Origin of the sequence: Streptomyces sp. ITFR-16, from assembly GCF_031844705.1 — a bacterium.
In the GTDB taxonomy this organism is placed as follows: Bacteria; Actinomycetota; Actinomycetes; order Streptomycetales; family Streptomycetaceae; genus Streptomyces.
Genome location: NZ_CP134609.1, coordinates 6,430,010 through 6,444,521, shown reverse-complemented (window position 1 = coordinate 6,444,521; position 14,512 = coordinate 6,430,010). Strand labels below are relative to the sequence as shown.

Annotated in this window: 17 protein-coding genes; 4 read left to right on the top strand and 13 right to left on the bottom strand. The window is 72.7% G+C overall.

The window, feature by feature from the left end:
• Nucleotides 1-467: 467 nt before the first annotated feature.
• Nucleotides 468-1,493, top strand: a complete 1,026-nt coding sequence (locus RLT58_RS28595; RefSeq protein WP_311313240.1) for a phosphatase PAP2 family protein — start codon at nt 468-470, stop codon at nt 1,491-1,493.
• A 100-nt stretch (nt 1,494-1,593) separates the two neighbouring features.
• Here the strand turns inward: RLT58_RS28595 and RLT58_RS28590 are convergent, their stop codons facing one another.
• Nucleotides 1,594-1,809, bottom strand: coding sequence for an I78 family peptidase inhibitor (locus tag RLT58_RS28590; RefSeq protein WP_311313239.1), 216 nt, complete (start codon nt 1,807-1,809; stop codon nt 1,594-1,596).
• Between the two features lie 615 nt (nt 1,810-2,424).
• Here RLT58_RS28590 and RLT58_RS28585 point away from each other — a divergent pair.
• Together RLT58_RS28585 and RLT58_RS28580 are read left to right on the top strand one after the other, a co-directional pair.
• A complete protein-coding gene (locus tag RLT58_RS28585) occupies nt 2,425-3,207 on the top strand; it encodes a DUF8842 C-terminal domain-containing protein (RefSeq protein ID WP_311313238.1) in 783 nt (260 codons plus the stop codon).
• 137 nt (nt 3,208-3,344) lie between these two features.
• Entirely contained in the window at nt 3,345-3,692 is a 348-nt protein-coding gene (locus RLT58_RS28580; RefSeq protein ID WP_311313237.1) for a hypothetical protein, read from the top strand.
• A 72-nt stretch (nt 3,693-3,764) separates the two neighbouring features.
• Here the strand turns inward: RLT58_RS28580 and der are convergent, their stop codons facing one another.
• From der to RLT58_RS28545, 7 genes are all read right to left on the bottom strand, one after another.
• Nucleotides 3,765-5,234 (bottom strand): ribosome biogenesis GTPase Der, encoded by a 1,470-nt coding sequence (der, locus tag RLT58_RS28575; protein WP_311313236.1) that lies wholly within the window; start codon nt 5,232-5,234, stop codon nt 3,765-3,767.
• A 64-nt stretch (nt 5,235-5,298) separates the two neighbouring features.
• Nucleotides 5,299-5,961: a lysophospholipid acyltransferase family protein gene (locus tag RLT58_RS28570; protein WP_311313235.1), complete on the bottom strand. Its 663-nt coding sequence runs from the start codon at nt 5,959-5,961 to the stop codon at nt 5,299-5,301.
• The gene (gene cmk, locus RLT58_RS28565; protein WP_311313234.1) at nt 5,958-6,674 is read right to left on the bottom strand and encodes a (d)CMP kinase; all 717 of its coding nucleotides are present in this window, start codon (nt 6,672-6,674) and stop codon (nt 5,958-5,960) included. Before cmk ends, RLT58_RS28570 begins: the two co-directional genes overlap by 4 nt.
• Before the next feature lie 123 nt (nt 6,675-6,797).
• Entirely contained in the window at nt 6,798-7,883 is a 1,086-nt protein-coding gene (locus RLT58_RS28560; protein ID WP_311313233.1) for a prephenate dehydrogenase, read from the bottom strand.
• On the bottom strand, nt 7,880-8,242 hold the full coding sequence (aroH, locus tag RLT58_RS28555) for a chorismate mutase (RefSeq protein WP_311313232.1): 363 nt from the start codon (nt 8,240-8,242) through the stop codon (nt 7,880-7,882). The genes RLT58_RS28560 and aroH overlap by 4 nt, the downstream gene beginning before the upstream one ends.
• A 52-nt stretch (nt 8,243-8,294) precedes the next feature.
• A complete protein-coding gene (locus RLT58_RS28550; RefSeq protein ID WP_399131691.1) occupies nt 8,295-8,924 on the bottom strand; it encodes a TetR/AcrR family transcriptional regulator in 630 nt (209 codons plus the stop codon).
• 7 nt (nt 8,925-8,931) lie between these two features.
• Complete coding sequence (locus tag RLT58_RS28545; protein ID WP_311313230.1) at nt 8,932-9,294, bottom strand: DUF1304 domain-containing protein; 363 nt, start codon at nt 9,292-9,294, stop codon at nt 8,932-8,934.
• A gap of 161 nt (nt 9,295-9,455) precedes the next feature.
• On the opposite strand from RLT58_RS28545, the gene RLT58_RS28540 reads away from it, so the two are divergent.
• A complete protein-coding gene (locus RLT58_RS28540; RefSeq protein WP_311313229.1) occupies nt 9,456-10,169 on the top strand; it encodes a nucleotidyltransferase domain-containing protein in 714 nt (237 codons plus the stop codon).
• Here RLT58_RS28540 and RLT58_RS28535 read toward each other — a convergent pair.
• From RLT58_RS28535 to pnuC, 5 genes are read right to left on the bottom strand one after another with little or no spacing between them, the layout of a single operon-like run.
• Nucleotides 10,158-10,949 (bottom strand): nucleotidyltransferase domain-containing protein, encoded by a 792-nt coding sequence (locus RLT58_RS28535; protein WP_311313228.1) that lies wholly within the window; start codon nt 10,947-10,949, stop codon nt 10,158-10,160. The two genes, RLT58_RS28540 and RLT58_RS28535, sit on opposite strands and share 12 nt — an antisense overlap.
• Nucleotides 10,950-10,952: 3 nt before the next feature.
• Nucleotides 10,953-11,969, bottom strand: coding sequence for an ADP-ribosylglycohydrolase family protein (locus tag RLT58_RS28530; protein ID WP_311313227.1), 1,017 nt, complete (start codon nt 11,967-11,969; stop codon nt 10,953-10,955).
• Complete coding sequence (locus RLT58_RS28525; RefSeq protein ID WP_311313226.1) at nt 11,966-12,700, bottom strand: NUDIX hydrolase; 735 nt, start codon at nt 12,698-12,700, stop codon at nt 11,966-11,968. Before RLT58_RS28525 ends, RLT58_RS28530 begins: the two co-directional genes overlap by 4 nt.
• The gene (locus tag RLT58_RS28520) at nt 12,697-13,776 is read right to left on the bottom strand and encodes an AAA family ATPase (RefSeq protein WP_311313225.1); all 1,080 of its coding nucleotides are present in this window, start codon (nt 13,774-13,776) and stop codon (nt 12,697-12,699) included. Before RLT58_RS28520 ends, RLT58_RS28525 begins: the two co-directional genes overlap by 4 nt.
• On the bottom strand, nt 13,773-14,426 hold the full coding sequence (gene pnuC, locus RLT58_RS28515) for a nicotinamide riboside transporter PnuC (RefSeq protein ID WP_311313224.1): 654 nt from the start codon (nt 14,424-14,426) through the stop codon (nt 13,773-13,775). Before pnuC ends, RLT58_RS28520 begins: the two co-directional genes overlap by 4 nt.
• Between the last annotated feature and the right edge of the window lie 86 nt (nt 14,427-14,512).

The following is a 14,512-nucleotide window of genomic DNA, read 5'->3' as shown; positions in this document are numbered from 1 at the left end:
CGGGCCCCCGGGGACGCGGCGTTCGCCGTCCCTCCGGGCCCGGCATCGACGGGCGAGTGAGCCGACAGCGTACGCGAGTTCGGCAGGGCCACACGTGACCCAGGTCATACCCCGGAGCGACGCCCGGTGTGGCGTACGCCACTGCGGCGACCTGCGACGACGGTCCGCCGCACAGGCCGGCCTCGGGTCCGCGCGTACCCGGTGAAGGCGTCCCGTAACCGGACCGACACCGTCCGTTCCCGTTGTCGCGGCCCCCGGGAAATACAGTTCGGCGCCCCGGGCATTTTCTCTCCTATAACCGAATGGTTTTACGGAACAAGGTGTCGGAGAAATCATCCGGAAGGAGTCATGGATTCTTCGGCGGCCAGGAAAAACGGCCCGCGCTGAGACATAGTCCACATCACATCGTCATCACAAAGCGGCCGGATGGACCGGGACGCCCACTCACTCGCTGTAACGTCGATTGGGTGCGTACCGACATCTTTGCCCGCCTGGACCGGGAGCCGGAACCGCCGAAGATAGAGACACCGCGGATGAGCCGTCACCGCATCGCTCTCTTCGGCGGAACGTTGGCGTTCTATCTCGCCATCGTCATTGCCGTGCTCATGTCGTCCTGGCTGGTGACCCTGGACTGGAAGGTCATGCTCTTCCGGCCGTACCAGCAGTGGCCCGGCATCCATGCCTTCCTCGACTACTACGTCGTCCTCGGCCAGCGCGGGCCCACGGCGGTCATGGTCGCCTGCTGGCTCGGCTGGCGGTCCTGGCGGCAGCACACCCTGCGGCCCCTGCTGACCCTGGGCGCCTCGCTGCTGCTGCTCAACGTGACGGTCGGCGCGGTCAAGATCGGCCTCGGCCGGCTCGGCCCGCACTACGCGACACAGATCGGCTCGGCCGAGCTGTTCGACGGCGGCGATATATTTCCCTCCGGCCACACCGCCAACGCCGTCGTGACCTGGGGAATCCTCGCCTACCTGGCTGCCACCCCGCGCGCCAGGCGGTATCTGTCGGCGATGTCCGCGCTCGTCTCGCTCGGCGTCGGCCTGACCACCGTCTACCTCGGTACGCACTGGCTCAGCGACGTGCTCCTCGGCTGGGCCGCCGGCCTGCTGATCCTGCTGGGCCTGCCCTGGGTCGAGCCGCTGATCACCCGGGCCGAGCACTGGATCTTCGCCGCCCGCGAGCGGCTGGGCGGCCGGCCCGCCCCGCCGAAGCCCGTCCCCGCGGCCGTGCCCCAGCCCGTCACGGCCGGGCAGACCGCCGCGGACGAGGCCCAGACGCAGAACCCCGTCCACGGGGCCGTCGGCGCCGGTGGCCGCCCCCAGGCCGCGAGCAGCCGCCCGCGCGCCCACACGGCCGCCCCCGCCCACCAGAGCGCCCACCCGGTGCGCTCGGAGCGGACCCCGGTCACCCCGGCCGGCAGCCGCCGCCCGCCGCACGCGGACCGCACCCCGCGCGGCGGTACGGCTCCGGCGCGGCCGGTGGCCGGCGGCTGACCCTTGGCCGCACGGGGACGTACGCACACCGCCCCCGGCCATGAGTGAGGGCCCCGACTCCGGTCGGGGCCCTCACTCGTTCACACCGCCGGGGCGGGTCTCAGCCGGTCCAGCAGCGCCTGACGACGCCGCCGTCCACCTCGAAGTTGATCCGGCCGCTCTGGAACTCCATGGTGATGACCGTGCCCGGCGGAAGGGCTCTCACGGTGGCCCAGCCACGCTCCCGGGCCCGCCGCTCGGCGGTCTCTGCGGTGAGCCCGACATACGCACCGGGAGTGTCGTCGGGCTGGGCGGAAGGGGTCGGTACGGTTGCCATGCCCCTCACCGTAGGCGGCCCGGGACGACGACGGAAGCCGGGGCCCCGCCCGGCCGCACGGCATCCTCACGTCCCTCACCGGTCACGCTTGTGTCACAGGATCACCACACGTGTTCCCTTCGAACTCCTTCGTCCGAACGTGCGATTCACCACCGGACGCACAGTAATCACACAGGCCGGTAAACGATCATCACGGAGGGCCGGAAAAGGCCCGTCGGCGCGACGGATATTCGCGCGCGGACGGGCCCGCCTCAACGAGGCAGCGGCCTTCCGCAAAGGCAATATCCACCGGGAATTCACCCTTCCTTATCGGCCCCTTATCCCCGGGTGACGATTTCCACACCATCGGACCGGCCGCCCCGCATGCCGCCGGACCGTATAGCGGACAACCCGAATCATCCGTTTTCCGGCCCCGGGCGGCCGGGCCCGGGCGACCCGCCCACCGACACGGTTCCTCCCGGTTTGTCGGCCGGTCCTCCCCCGGGCCACCACGCGTCCGACACGCCCGGTTCGATTCCGTTCGCCTTCCCGCGTGACCCCGGCAGCGGCTCACCCGTTGTCTTCTTCATGAGCCGGGAACCGCCCGGCGCACGTACCGAGTTCGAGGAGCCACCCGTGCCGCGCATGCTCGACGTCAGCGAGGACGTACGCGCCGAGATCGGCGACGCCGAAGCCGACCGGCTGCTCGTCGGCGACAACGCCCCGGGCAGTTACGACTGCACCTCCTGCCGCACCCCCGGCGACTCCGAACAGGAACGCACCAGCACGGTGCTGTTCGTCGGTGACGAGACCGCCGTCCTGGCCTTCGCCCACGCCAGCTGCATCCCCTCGCAGGTCGTCCAGGTCTCCGAGGAGCAGCTCCAGGGGGCCGTCCGCAGCATCACCGGCAGCGAGCAGGCGGAGCCGGACCGGCTCACCCCCGAGCAGGCCGTCCTCGGGATCACCAGCGGCCTCGTCCTGATCGACGACGAGCTCCACCCGGCCCTGGTGGTCGAGCCGACCGGGGCGATCGCCCGTCCGGGCACGGACGGCAGCACCGGTGACGAGTTCCTCCAGCTGCTGCTGGAGCAGGGTTTCCACCCGGTCCACCGGATGGACCAGGTCCCCGAGGTGCTGCACGGCTGGTCGATCCTGCTCGCCATGGGCCAGCTGCACGCCGTGCTCCAGCCGGGCACGGGCGGCGGCGCCCCGGTGGCCTGGTGGCAGGCGCACGCCCCCCTCCAGGTCACCGAGGGCTGGCGGACCGCGGCCAACAAGTCGCAGACCGTGCTGGTCTACGCGGCCCCGGCCGGTTCGATCGGCCAGCAGCCCCGTGAGGACCTGCTGCGCGACGCCCTGGAGAAGGCCGCGGCCGGCGGACTCCTGGTCGCCGCCGCCATGCCGCTGGCCGGGACCTGATCATGTCCGGGCGCCCCGCGCACCCTCGGCGAACAGCTATTTCTCCGGCGGGCCCGCATCCGACGGCCGACGGGGTCGTTGGCACCTACGTGCACTCATACGACCCCTCCCACCAGCGTCCGAGCCCGATCCCTGCCATGCGCCCCGCGCAGGACCCATCGGGCGGCCCGTCCCACACCCCGATCTACGACGCGCTGTACTCCGAGTACCGCCGGTCGTTCCGGGCGTTGCCTGGTGACCGGAGCGGCGAGGAGAGTCTCGGGCTGCAGGCCTTCGGCACCGGGCTCTTCGGCTCCCGCGCCCCGCTGAGCGGCCACTCTGGGCACGGTGCGGCGGTGACGACGGGGACGACGAGCAGCGCGTCCGGGCACGGCAGCGGCTCGTCGGGCTCGCACGGCACGGGCCTCGGCGCCTGGCAGCGGGTGGGGCGGCACGCGGGACGCGTACAGCCCGCGGCGCTGCCGCCCGGCTCACGCGGCGCCTGACCGCACGACGCAGCCCCGGACCGCTCGGTGAACGAGCGGTCCGGGGCTGCGTCGTGTCGTGCGCGAGGCCGGCTACTTGTTGCGGCCGCGCTTCTCGCGGACCCGCACCGAGATGTGGATCGGGGTGCCCTCGAAGCCGAACTCCTCGCGCAGCCGGCGCTCGACGAAGCGCCGGTAGCCGTGCTCCAGGAAGCCGGAGGCGAAGAGGACGAACCTCGGCGGCTTGGTGCCCGCCTGGGTGCCGAACAGGATGCGGGGCTGCTTGCCGCCGCGGACCGGGTGCGGGTGGGAGGCCACGATCTCGCCGAGGAAGGCGTTGAGCCGGCCCGTCGGAACCCGGGTCTCCCAGCCGTCGAGCGCGGTCTCGATCGCCGGGACCAGCTTCTCCATGTGGCGGCCGGTGACGGCCGACACGTTGACCCGGGGGGCCCAGGCGACCTGCGCGAGCTCCGTGTCGATCTCGCGCTCCAGGTAGTAGCGACGCTCCTCGTCGAGGGTGTCCCACTTGTTGAAGGCGAGCACGATGGCACGTCCGGCCTCGACGGCCATGGTGACGATGCGCTGGTCCTGGACGCTGATCGACTCGCTGGAGTCGATCAGGATCACGGCGACCTCCGCCTTCTCCACGGCGGCCGCGGTACGCAGCGAGGCGTAGTAGTCCGCGCCCTCCTGGAGGTGGACCCGGCGCCGGATGCCGGCCGTGTCGATGAACTTCCAGGTGATGCCGCCGAGCTCGATCAGCTCGTCGACCGGGTCGCGGGTGGTGCCGGCCAGCTCGTTGACGACGACGCGGTCCTCGCCCGCCACCTTGTTCAGCAGCGAGGACTTGCCCACGTTCGGGCGGCCGATCAGCGCGATGCGGCGGGGGCCGCCGACAGCCGTGCCGAAGGTCTGGGCGGGCGCCTCGGGCAGCGCCTCCAGGACGGCGTCCAGCATGTCGCCGGTGCCCCGGCCGTGCAGCGAGGAGACCGGGTGCGGCTGGCCGAGGCCGAGCGACCACAGGGCGGTGGCGTCCGCCTCGCCGCTCTGCCCGTCGACCTTGTTGGCGCAGAGCACGACGGGCTTGCCGGCCCGGCGCAGCAGCTTGACGACGGCCTCGTCGGTGTCGGTGGCGCCGACGGTGGAGTCGACGACGAAGACGACCGCGTCGGCCGTCTCGATCGCGTACTCCGCCTGGGCCGCGACGGAGGCGTCCAGACCGAGCACGTCCTGCTCCCAGCCGCCGGTGTCGACGACCTTGAAGCGGCGGCCCGCCCATTCGGCCTCGTAGCTGACGCGGTCACGGGTGACGCCGGGCTTGTCCTGCACGACGGCCTCGCGGCGGCCGATGATCCGGTTCACCAGCGTCGACTTGCCGACATTGGGGCGGCCGACGACGGCGAGCACGGGCAGCGGGCCGTGACCGGCCTCACCGATCGCGCCCTCGACCTCTTCGGGGTCGAACCCCTCCTGCGCGGCGAGCTCCATGAACTCCGCGTACTCGGCATCGCCAAGCGCTCCGTGCTCGTGGTCCGAGCCGCCGGAGTGAATCTGGTCGTTCATGAAGTCCGTTCCTCTTTGCATCATCATCGATGGGCCGCGCAGCACGCGGTCCACTACTCAAGTCTTACCCGGTGCGCCCGGTGAGGCGCCCGGCCTGCGCCAGGTGGCCGGTCAGCCGTCCCTGGATCCGCAGCGTCGCCTCGTCCAGCGCCTTGCGGGTGCGCCGGCCGCTGCCGTCGCCCGCCTGGAAGGCCTCGCCGAAGACGACATCGACGCGGCTGCGCAGCGGCGGCAGCGCTGATATCAACCGTCCGCGGCGCTCGGTGCTTCCCAGTACGGCCACGGGCACGATCGGCGCCCCGCTGCGTACCGCGAAGTAGGCGAGCCCGGCGCGCAGCGAGGCGAAGTCGCCTTCGCCCCTGGTGCCCTCGGGGAAGATCCCGAGCACCCCGCCGCCCTCCAGCACGCCCAGCGCGTGGGTGATGGCGGTGCGGTCGGCGGTCGTACGGTCCACCTTCAGCTGACCGATTCCGCGCAGGAACGGGTCCAGGGGGCCGACGAACGCCTCTTTCTTGATCAGGAAGTGGACGGGCCGGGGCGCGGTGCCCATCAGCATCGGCCCGTCGATGTTGTGCGAGTGGTTCACCGCGAGTATGACGGGTCCGGCGGCGGGTACCCGCCACGCGCCGAGGACACGGGGCCTGAAGAGCCCGTGCATCAGCCCGATCCCGATGCCGCGCCCGACCGCCGCTCCGCGCGGGGTGGGCGCACCCGTGGCCTGGGTCACCGAGCGGCCCGCTTCTCCCCGACGAGGGTGACGACGCACTCGATGACCTGCTGGAGGGTCAGCTCGGTGGTGTCCACCTCGACCGCGTCGTCCGCCTTGGCGAGCGGCGAGGTCTTGCGGCCGGAGTCGGCGGCGTCCCGCTTGATCAGCGCCTCCTTGGTGGCGGCGAGATCGGAGCCCTTGACCTCGCCGCTGCGGCGGGCCGCGCGGGCCTCCGGCGACGCGGTCAGGAAGATCTTGAGGTCGGCGTCGGGCAGCACCGTGGTGCCGATGTCGCGGCCCTCGACGACGATGCCCTTCGCCGCGCCCGCGGCGATGGTGCGCTGGAGCTCGGTGATCCGGGTGCGGACCTCGGGGACGGCGCTGACGGCGCTGACCTTGGAGGTGACCTCCTGCGTACGGATCGGGCCCGAGGCGTCCTCGCCGTCGACGGTGATCGTCGGGGCGGTGGGGTCGGTGCCGGAGACGATCACCGGCTTGGCGGCCGCGGTGGCCACCTCGACCGCGTCGTGCACGTCGATGCCGTTGTTCAGCATCCACCAGGTGATCGCCCGGTACTGGGCGCCGGTGTCCAGGTAGCTCAGGCCGAGCTGGGCGGCGACGGCCTTGGAGGTGCTGGACTTGCCGGTGCCGGAGGGCCCGTCGATGGCGACGATCACTGCGGCCGGGGCGGTCCGGGCGGCGGCGCTTACGGTTTCCACGGTGGTGGACACCTTCCTGGTACACGGGGTGGGCGGGTCGGGACGCGCGAACCCGCCCCGCACAAGGTTACCGAGTGCCGGGGCGGGTCCGACCACCCCTGTGGACAAGTGCCCGCGGGGCCCGTCTTCCCGGGGCTACTGCCGGATCGACCAGCCGCGCTCGCGCAGTGCGGCGCCAAGGGCCGGGGCGGCGCTGGGTTCGACCATGAGCTGGACGAGCCCGGCCTGCTGGCCGGTGGCGTGCTCGATCCGTACGTCCTCGACGTTGACCCCGGCCCGGCCCGCGTCCGCGAAGATCCCGGCCAGTTCGCCGGGGCGGTCGCTGATGAGGACGGCCACGACCTCGTAGGAGGCGGGGGCGGCGCCGTGCTTGCCCGGAACCCTGACGCGGCCCGCGTTGCCCCGGCGCAGGACGTCCTGGATGCCCTCGGCGCCCTCGCGCCGCTTGTCCTCGTCGGCGGACTGGAGGCCGCGCAGGGCGGTCACGGTCTCGTCGAGGTCGGCGGCGACCCCGGCGAGGACGTCGGCGACGGGTCCGGGGTTGGCGGAGAGGATCTCGACCCACATCCGGGGATCGGACGCGGCGATCCTGGTGACGTCCCGGATGCCCTGGCCGCACAGGCGTACGGCGGTCTCGTCGGCCTCCTCCAGGCGGGCGGCGACCATGGACGAGATCAGCTGCGGGGTGTGGGAGACGAGGGCGACGGCCCGGTCGTGGGCGTCGGCGTCCATGACGACCGGGACGGCGCGGCAGAGCGCGACCAGTTCCAGCGCGAGGTTGAGCACTTCGGTGTCGGTGTCGCGGGTCGGGGTGAGCACCCAGGGGCGGCCCTCGAAGAGGTCGGCGGTCGCGGCGAGCGGCCCGGAGCGCTCCTTGCCGGCCATGGGGTGCGTACCGATGTACGGGGCGAGGTCGACGCCGAGTGCCTCCAGCTCGCGGCGCGGGCCGCCCTTGACGCTCGCGACGTCCAGGTAGCCGCGGGCGACGCCGTCGCGCATGGCGGCGGCGAGGACGGCGGCGGTGTGGGACGGCGGCACGGCGACGACCGCCAGGTCGACACGGCCCTCGGCGGGCTCGTCCGTACCGGCTCCGAGGGCTGCCGCGGTCCTGGCCGACTCCGGGTCGTGGTCGACGAGGTGGACCTTGATGCCGCGCCCGGCGAGGGCGAGGGCTGCGGACGTGCCGACGAGGCCCGTTCCGATGACGACGGCGGTTCTCACTGGGCGATGTCCTTGCGGAGGGCGGCGGTGGCGCCGAGGTAGACATGGGCGATCTCGGACTTGGCGAGATACGTCTCGACATGGGCGAGGATCCGGACGACCCGGGGCATGGCGCCCTCGATGTCCAGTTCCTGGGCGCAGATCAGCGGTACGTCGACGATCCCGATGCCGCGCGCGGCGGCGGCCGGGAAGTCGCTGTGCAGATCCGGGGTGGCCGTGAACCAGATGCTGATCAGATCGTCCGCGACCAGCTCGTTGCGTTCGAGGATGGCGGTGAGCAGGGCGCTGACCTGCTCGTCCATGTGTCCGGCCTCGTCCCGTTCCAGCTGGACGGCTCCGCGGACCGCTCGTACCGCCACGTCGTGCTCCTTGCTTGTCCGTACCGTTTCGTGCGCCTGTGTTCCGGCTGTTTCAGCGTAGAGGGGCGGGGCGGTCCCGTGCCCGGGCGCCCTGTCCGTGAGACGCGGCGGTGGCGTGCACCGCGAGCAGCATCCGCCAGATGTTCCCGGCCAGCTCGCCTGGTCCGGCGTCGATCCGCCCGTGCACCCAGTCGGCGAGTACGCCGGTGAACAGTCCCGCGACGGCCCCTGCGGTCACCTCGTGGCCGCTTCCTCCGGGGCGCCGGAGCGTCAGTTCGGCGAGGCTGCGGGCCCTCAGCTCCTCGTGCAGCAGTTCGCCGAGCGGGCCGCCGCCGCCGGCGGACAGGAGGCCGCGGTAGACCTCGGCCCGCTCCTGGACCGCGCCCAGCAGCCGGGTCAGCCCGGGTGGCGGTGCGTCGGGTCCGGGCGGCGCCCCCTCCCAGGCGTGCAGGGCGTCCACGGCCTGCCGGACGGTCTCGGCGCAGGCGTCCACGGCGAGGGCGCGCAGATCGTCGTAGTGCACATAGAAGGTGGCCCGGCCGACGCCGGCGCGGCGGACGATCTCCGAGACGCCGATCCGGTCGAGCGGCTGTTCCTCGCAGGCCGCCAGGAGCGCCGCGCGCAGCCTGGCCCGGGTCCTGGCGGTACGCGGGTCGCCGCTGCCGGCCGTCGTCGCGGGCACCACCGGCTCAGCCCGCGGCCAGGACGAGCGCCAGGGCCACCGCGGCCGGGGCGGCCTGGACGAAGAGGATCTTCCGGCTGACGGTGGCGGCGCCGTAGACCCCGGCGACGACCAGGCAGCACAGGAAGAAGACCTGCGCCTGGTACGCCACCGGGTCGTCCGCGATCAGGCCCCAGACGAGCCCCGCCGCCATGAAGCCGTTGTAGAGCCCCTGGTTCGCGGCGAGCGTGGCGCTCTCCCGGGAGAACTCCGGGGTCGTACCGAAGGCGGACCGCCCGCGCGGGGTGTCCCAGAGGAACATTTCGAGGACCAGGAAATAGGCGTGGATCAGCGCGACGAGCGCGACGAGGACCTGGGCTGCTGTGTGCATGGGGAACGACCTCACGACCTTCCGTGCCGACCCGCGTCGACTTCCGGGACAACTGTACAAGAAGTTCCTGGACAGCTGTACAGGAAGTCGCTGCGGCTGCCCGTCGGCGGTACCGGAAATACCCCGGGCGGGACCGCCCGGCCCTCGCGTACCCTCCCGGCATGATCACTCCCGACGGCGAGGCCCTGGTCCGCGACCACACGGTCTACTCCTGCGTGATGGGATCGCGCGCCTTCGGCCTCGCCACGCAGAGCAGTGACACCGACCGGCGCGGGGTGTTCCTCGCGCCGACCCCGCTGTTCTGGCGGTTCGACAAGCCGCCGACGCACATCGAGGGGCCGGCCGACGAACAGTTCTCCTGGGAGCTGGAGCGCTTCTGCGAACTGGCGCTGCGGGCCAACCCCAATGTGCTGGAGTGCCTGCACTCGCCCCTGGTGGAGCGGATCGACGCGACCGGCCGCGAGCTGCTGTCGCTGCGCGGGGCGTTCCTGTCCCGCCGCGCCCACGGCACGTTCGTCCGCTATGCGATGGGCCAGCGCAGAAAACTGGAGGCGGACGTCCGGCAGTACGGGGCACCGCGCTGGAAGCACGCCATGCATCTGCTGCGGCTGCTGACGGCCGGACGGGATCTGCTGCGTACGGGAGAGCTCACCATCGACGTGGGGGCGGCCCGTGCGGAACTGCTCGCGGTCAAGCGGGGCGAGGTGGCCTGGCCGGAGGTGGAGCGGCGGATGAACCGGCTGGCCGGGGAGAACGACGCGGCGGCCGCCGCCTCCCCGCTGCCGGCCGAACCGGACCGGGCACGGGTCGAGGACTTCCTGATCCGCACCCGGCGGGCGTCCGCGCTGGCCGCCGCGTCCGGTTCAGCCGGCTGAGACCGGGGCGAGCCGGGCGCGCACCACGAAGTCGTGCAGCGCGTCGAAGCCGCCGGGCCGCTCCGGCAGCGCGGAAGCCGTTTGCGCCGCGTCGAGGGCCCCGTGCAGTGCCTCGACGTCCCGGGCCGCCGCCTCCTTCTCCACCCCGTCGGCGCCCAGGTGCTCCGCCTCGGCCTTGGCCGCGATCAGACCCGGGAGGTAGGCGGGCGCCGTCACCTGCGTGAGGAGCGTCGGCAGATGGGCGACCACCTCGCCGGCGCGCATCAGATGGATGCCGGTGAGCAGCGCCCGGAAGGTGTAGAGCAGCGGCTTGAGCTCACCGGTCCGCTCGAAGAGCCGCCACTGGGTGTGGGCGAACCCCCGGTAGTGGTGGGCGTGGTTGCGGGTGAGGACGCCCGGTGCGAGGGCGGCCAGTTCGGTGTGCGGCGCGGTCGTGTGCACGACCAGCGGCGAGAGCAGCTGTTCCAGCACATAGCCGTTCGGCTTCAGCATCAGCCGGACGAACTTGCGCAGGTCATGGGTGACGAGGTCCATCTCCACGCCGTCCCGGTCCCACATCCGCGAGCTGGTCTCCTCGGGTTCACGGAGCCCGAGGAGGTCCTCGGCGGGCAGCAGATGGACCCCGCGCAGGTCCACGTCCGAGTCCCGGGACGGGAACCCGTACAGATGGGCCCCGGAGACGGTGGCGAACAGCAGCGGATGGCGTTCCCCGGCGAGGACCGGGGCGAGGTCGGTGACCGGCAGGCCGGCCTCCCGCAGGAGCGTGGTGTCCGAAGGCATGGCTCAAGCGTCCCAGAGGGCCCCGAGCGACAGCAGGTCGCTCCGGTACTCGATCCGCTCCGACCACGCGTCGGGCCAGGCCCCGGCCCCCAGATGCGCACCGGCCAGCGCACCGGTCAGGCAGGCGATCGAGTCCGAGTCGCCCCGGGTGCAGGCGGCCCGGCGCAGGGCGGTGACGGGCTCGCCGGGGAAGAGCAGGAAGCAGTGCAGGGCGGTGGCGAGGGCCTCCTCGGCGATCCAGCCGTCCCCGGTCCGCTCGCAGGGGTCGGTCTCCGGCGACGGGTCGAGCAGGGCGTCCCGGACCCTCTCCAGCGCGGCCAGGCACTCGTCCCAGCCCCGGCTGATGAACGCCTCGGGCGAGGCGTCGTGCGTGTGGCGCCACAGGTCGCCGAGCCACCGGGTGAGGTAGCGGCCGCGGTTCTCGTACGCGTAGGAGCGCAACTGGCCGATCAGGCCGAGGGGTTCGGCACCGTGCGCGAGCAGGAACACCGCGTGGGCCATCAGGTCGGAGGCGGCCAGCGCCGTCGGGTGGCCGTGCGTGAGGGCGGACTGGAGCTGGGCGGCCCCGGCGCGCTGCTCGTCGCTGAGGCCGGGCACCAGGCCGAGGGGCGCGACGCGCATGTTGGCGCCGCAGCCCTTGGAGCCGGTCCGGCTGGCCTCCTGCCAGGGCCGGTCGCTGTCGAGCAGTTCACAGGCTTCCAGGCAGGTGCGGCCGGGGGCGCGGTTGTTCTCGGGCGAGTGGTACCAGGCGACGAACTCGGCGCGCACCGGCCCCACCAGCCGCTCGGGGGTGAGCAGTCCGCTGTCCATGGCGGTGCGGATGCCCCGGCCCAGGGCCAGGGTCATCTGGGTGTCGTCGGTGACGAAGGCGGGCTTCGGCAGCTCCATCTCGCGCCACGGTCCGGACTTGGCGAGGATCGACGGCACGTCGTTGAACTCGGTCGGGAAGCCGAGCGCGTCGCCGAGCGCGAGCCCGGTCAGCGCGCCGGTGGCCGCCCTGGATGTGCGGGTCGCGGTCATGTGGTCCGTCCTTCGGGTCGCAGCAGCGGAGGGTGCAGGGCGGTGGCGTCGCCCGCCCGGTAGAGGGCGGCCGGTTTCCCGCGTCCGCCGGTCCTGCGCGGCGCCCCTTCGGCCGGCTGGACGAAGCCGGGCGTGGCGAGGACCTTGCGGCGGAAGTTGGGCCGGTCCAGCTCGACGCCCCAGACCGTCTCGTACACCTGCTGGAGCTCCCCCAGGGTGAAGGCGGGCGGGCAGAACGCCGTGGCGAGGCAGGTGTACTCGAGCTTGGCGCCGATCCGGTCCCGGGCGTCGGCGAGGATGCGGTCGTGGTCGAAGGCGAGCGGCCCGAGCGTGCCGGTGTCCCACCAGCGCGCCCCGGCCGCGTCGCCGCCGCCGCGCGGTTCGGGCGGGTCGGGCACGAGCGCCGTGTAGGCGACGGAGACGACGCGCATCCTCGGGTCGCGGTCCGGGTCGCTGTAGGTGCGCAACTGCTCCAGGTGCAGGCCCGTGACGGTGTCCCCGGAGAGCCCGGTCTCCTCGGCCAGCTCCCGGCGGGCCGCGGTGCCGGCCGACTCGCGGGGCAGGACGAAGCCGCCGGGGAGCGCCCAGCGGCCCCGGTAGGGCTCCGCGCCCCGCTCGACGAGCAGGACGTGCAGCCGGGCGGCCCGGACCGTGAAGACGGCCAGGTCGACGGTGACCGCGAAGGGCTCGAAGGCGTGCGGGTCGTAGCCCTCGGGGGCCACGGCGCTCATCGCCGCTCCGGAAGGGGTGCGGCGAAGTCCCAGCCCTCGGCGAGCAGCGCGTCGACGGCCTCGACGGCCCGCGCGAGGCGTTCCTCACGACTTCCGGTCACCTCGATGAACGTCCTTCCGGTACGGGTGAGTTCGGCCCGGAAGCGGTCGGTCATCCAGGGCCGCAGCTCCTCGCCGTCCCGCAGCCCGTCGTCCTCGAAGTCGACGCCCTCGTGGTCGGTGAGCAGCCAGAGGTGGTGGGTGAGGCGGTCGGCCGTCCGCTCGACGAGCGGGTTGCGTCCGCCGACGTACCGCTCGTGCCAGACGGTCGTGGCGAAGGAGTCCGTGTCGCAGACGAGCACCGGCGAGCCGGCGCGGGCCGCAGCCTCCTCGCGGGCGTTCTGGGCCTCGGCGATCATCGGGAAGTCGTCGGTGCCGAAGGTGACGTCCTCCCACTGCGCCTCGGGCCACCGGGCACGCAGCGCGGCCAGCTTCTGTTCGCTGAACTCGCGCCCGTACTCCGCGACGTACCCCGTCCGTGCCCAGACGCCGCCGCGCCGCCGGTAGTGGGCGGCGAGGGCGCGGGCCAGCGTGGTGGTGCCGGTGGACTCCGCGCCCAGGACGACGACGCGGCGGGTGAGCGCCGCGCGGACCGGTGCTTCGAGGAAGTCCCAGCAGCCGGCCGGGTCCGCGCGGACGGCGGTGCCGGAGACCGGGAAGGCGGTGCGGTCCGGGTCGACGCAGACGGACTCGGCACCGAAGCGGCGGGCGAGTTCGTCCCCGTACGACTCGGAGGTGAAGACGGCGTCCACGGGCTCGGGCACCGCACCGGTGAAGACGGCCATGTGCGCGTCCCAGACCGCCGGGTCGTGCAGATCCATGCGGGTGTCGTCCATGGCTCCCACCACCGTGACGTCCGGGTGCGCCTCCCGCATCCAGGCGACCCGGTCGGCCAGCGGCACGGACTCCACGGAGGCGGCGCAGACCAGCACGGTCAGCCGCTCGCAGCGGTCCCGGGCGGTGCGGACGAGGTGGTGGTGGCCGGCGTGCGGCGGATAGAACTTGCCGAGCACCAGTCCGTGCGCGAAGCGCCTCATGCCACGGCCTCCATGGCCCCGGGGGTGCGAACGGCGAGGTCGCGCCGCCAGTTGCGCAGTCCGAACAGGCACAGCGTCAGGAAGCCGGCGTACAGCAGCGAGGTCAGATAGAGCTCCTTGTACGCGTACAGCGGGATGTAGACCACATCGGCGGCGATCCAGAGCCACCACGACTCGACGAGCTTGCGGCACTGACCGTAGGTGGCGGCCAGCGACAGGGCGGTCGTCAGGCCGTCCCAGACGGGCACCGTCGAATCGGTGGCCCGGTCCAGCAGGACCGTCAGCACGAGGGTCCCCACCGCCCCTGCCGCGAGCAGCCAGGTCCACTCGGTGCGTGTCGTGCGCCGCACCGGCAGGCGGTCCGTCCCTGGTCCACCCCCGTGGGTCCAGGTCCACCAGCCGTACGCGGCAAGGGCGATGAAGACGATCTGGAGTCCGGCGTCGGCGTACAGCCCGGACTGGGTGAACAGCAGGATGAAGAAGAGGTTGTTGGCGATGCCGATCGGCCAGTTGGCGAGGTGCTGGCGGGCCACGAGCCAGACGCACAGCGCGCCGCTGCCGAAGCCCAGCACCTCGGTCCAGCTGACCGGGGTGTCCAGGACCGTCACCAGGGGTTGCTGCAAGGGATCGAGTATGTCCGCGAGACTCACGCCCGCCTCCTTAATAGTCATTCTGACTATAAAGGTTCGGCGGGGCATGCGAAAGGCCCGCGGCCGGTTCCCTTCCGGAGGATTCC